Source organism: Microcystis sp. LEGE 08355, from assembly GCF_015207185.1.
GTDB lineage: Bacteria > Cyanobacteriota > Cyanobacteriia > Cyanobacteriales > Microcystaceae > Microcystis > Microcystis panniformis.
In genome coordinates, this window is the sequence record NZ_JADEXI010000572.1 from 1 (window position 1) to 2,969 (window position 2,969).

The 2,969-nt window shown below is 38.1% G+C and carries 4 protein-coding genes; 2 read left to right on the forward strand and 2 right to left on the reverse strand.

The window, feature by feature from the left end:
• The first annotated feature begins 151 nt into the window (after positions 1 to 151).
• Both IQ242_RS21285 and IQ242_RS21290 read left to right on the forward strand, forming a co-directional pair.
• Entirely contained in the window at positions 152 to 1,246 is a 1,095-nt protein-coding gene (locus IQ242_RS21285) for an AAA family ATPase (protein WP_193961322.1), read from the forward strand.
• The gene (locus IQ242_RS21290; protein WP_193961323.1) at positions 1,239 to 1,940 is read left to right on the forward strand and encodes a DUF3226 domain-containing protein; all 702 of its coding nucleotides are present in this window, start codon (positions 1,239 to 1,241) and stop codon (positions 1,938 to 1,940) included. Before IQ242_RS21285 ends, IQ242_RS21290 begins: the two co-directional genes overlap by 8 nt.
• Before the next feature lie 52 nt (positions 1,941 to 1,992).
• Here the strand turns inward: IQ242_RS21290 and psbV are convergent, their stop codons facing one another.
• Positions 1,993 to 2,478 carry a photosystem II cytochrome c-550 gene (gene psbV, locus IQ242_RS21295; protein WP_002769173.1) on the reverse strand — a complete coding sequence of 162 codons (486 nt, stop codon included), beginning with the start codon at positions 2,476 to 2,478 and terminating at the stop codon, positions 1,993 to 1,995.
• A gap of 128 nt (positions 2,479 to 2,606) precedes the next feature.
• A complete protein-coding gene (locus IQ242_RS21300) occupies positions 2,607 to 2,813 on the reverse strand; it encodes a hypothetical protein (protein ID WP_002735525.1) in 207 nt (68 codons plus the stop codon).
• Positions 2,814 to 2,969 lie beyond the last annotated feature (156 nt).

Genomic DNA, 2,969 nt, shown 5'->3' on the forward strand with positions numbered 1-2,969 from the left:
CTATTATCTCTTAGGGCGGCAGTTTCGGTGGGGGATAGTCACCGTTTTGAGAGTTGGAGGCGATTCTCGTCTAGAATTAAGTAAAAAAATCCCCATCTTGCCAGGGTCATTCCTAACCCTAAATTTATGCTTATTCAGCCCGGAGGTCAACATGATTAAGGATATTGAAATTAGTAATTTTAGATGTTTTGAGCATACCAAAATTGAAGGTTTTGAGCGAGTTAATTTAATTGGCGGTAAAAACAATTCAGGGAAAACTGCCCTATTAGAGGCAATATTTTTGTATAGTTATCCCTATCCAAATACTATTCATCCCTACATCAGAGGAATCATTCGTAGGCAATCTTTAGCAGTTGTTCAGGCTGTTCCCAAAAATGCCTGGGATAATTTATTATTCAATCTTGATAGAGAAAATATTATTGAGTTAAAAGGCTCCCAATCTAAACGAGGAGATAAATTGGTAAAAATATCGATTTCCGATTCTCTTAAAGATGGCGTTTTAGGCATCTCTGAAGACTTACAAAAATTATACGATTTTATCGCTAAAAATAAATCAGTTATTTCTATCTTAAATATTCACACAAGTTTTCACCTCAAGAATGACTCAAATGATGGTCAACTGAACTATTTTTTAATTGCTAGTTCTGAGGGAATACTCGCTTTACCTGATGGAGGTGATGAGGAACCAGTAATCATTGCCGCATCTGTCAATAAATCTTTGGAAGACTTGACCGAGTCCTATACTAAAATAGTTTTTAATGAACAGGAAAAAGAAGTGCTAAAAGCTCTACAAATTCTCGATCCGTCCATTGAGAAAATAGAAAGTTTTTTTCTGGGCGAACCAAATTTATATCTGAAAAGAAAAGAGAGAAAACGCCTACCCATATCTCTGTTTGGTGAAGCTATTAATCGTCTGATAGAGATGATTTTTGCTCTGCTGCTTAATCCGCAAAAAATTATTTTTATCGATGAAATAGAAAATGGTATTCACTATACTGCTTACCCAGATATTTGGAAAACTTTATTCCGATTAGCTATCGAACTAGATAGCCAAATTTTTGCCACAACCCACAGTTTAGAGATGATCCAAGCTTTTGCCGATGTGGGGTTAGAATATTATCCAGAACAGGGGGCCTATTTTGAACTAGCAAGGAGTCCCAGAACTGATAAAATTATTGGTATTAAAAGACAATTAAGCACTTTAGAGTACGCCTTAAAACATGGCAATGAGGTGAGAGGTGAGTAACTTATTAATCGTCGAGAGCAAGAATGATAAAATTTTTATCGAAGCCCTAGTAAAATACTTAAATATTAACAAAATTCAGTTAGATAAACCGATTTGCTTTGAGGAAGATGACTATAAATGTTTACAGGGTTTAGATCAAGCTAAATTAACCAGCACTTTCGATGAAATTAAGGCGACTATTCGTAAAAAAGCTATCCCTAAAGTTGGTATTATTATCGATCAAGATTCTGATACTAAGACAGAGCGACTAAATTGGCTTAACGATTGTCTGAAAAAGGTGTATCCAGAAGCGGAAGATATTAGGGAAACCAGTCAGCTTTATAGATTGACAACAATAGAAGATCAAATCACAGAATTTGCTTGTTATTTTACCAATGTGGAAGGACAAGGAGAACTAGAAACAGTTCTCAAGAAGATTAAAAGTCAAGATTCCACCTATGCGGATTGTTTAGAAGACTGTAGAAATTGTTTAAACAAGCAAGAAAAATCGATTAAAGACAAAGATTTTGATAAGTTTTGGATTAGTAACTATTTACGATTTGATACCTGTTCCACAGAAGACAAAAAACAAGCTGGCAGGAAATGCAGTATGAATGGATTTGATTATGTTATGAAAAACAAACGTCATATTTGGAACTTTGAGCATGAGGTATTAAATGAACTCAAAGAATTTTTACAACTATTTGCTGTCTAATCAAAAATCCCCCTAGAAATCTAGAGGGATCGAGGGATATATGGAGGGCAATTTAGAAGTAAATTGTCCCACCCCAGCGCTCGTCTAGACGGGGAGCAACCAACATATAAGCGGCGACGTTATACACATCATCTTCAGTCAGATTGCGTAATTCTGGGAAGATATCGGGACGGCTAACATTGGGATGAAATTCGCTTAGATCATCTTCACCATCGTAACTGGTGGGATGTTCTAGATAATCAATCAATGCTAACAGATTATCTCTGGGAGGTTCCGCTTTTGCTAGATCACCCAGACCCAAACTGACATTATTATTAGTTTTGGTTTTACCTTGCAGGTGACACTTAGTACAATTGGCGACAAAAAGTTTCTGTCCTTCCGTCGCTTGTTCAGAAGTCAAAGTCACCGATTCCCCTACGTCATTGAGGGTGATGGTGAGGGTTTCTTGATCGAGTTCTAAGGCACTAGCGCCGTTAAGATTGAATTGTAATACAAAAAAGGCTACAGCGATCGCTGCCACAATCAAACGTTTGATCATTGTTCTCCTACTCGCAATTGTTCCAAGAAAGGGAATTTTAAGGTGACTAAAAAATTTTTTCCTCTGGGAGGGTGTCGATCGATTCTAAGTGATCACGGACACCGAGAAGATCGCAGTGGGGAATAAAGTCAAGGGGACGTTTCCGTTTTCGAGGCGGTTACTCCTGAGCGTTGGGATAAAATCAGTGAGATAATTGCTTTAGCATCTTCTAGGGCGAGATTAGTCTGCCGATCTTTATAGGAGATGCCTAATTGGTCGCAAAGTGACAACACAGATTCATCGGCCAGATCGTACTCTGCCGCAATATCAGCGATCGATAGATCAGCAAAACCCATAGTCTAACGCACCCACCAAGGATAGAGAATACTTATTAGTTACCATAATTATCATGCCATTGCTGGGGACATTCTTAACAGTGATCAGTGATCAGCAGTCAGGAGACAGGAGACAGGAGGCAGCTTTGTTCTCCCCATCACCCTACACCCCACACC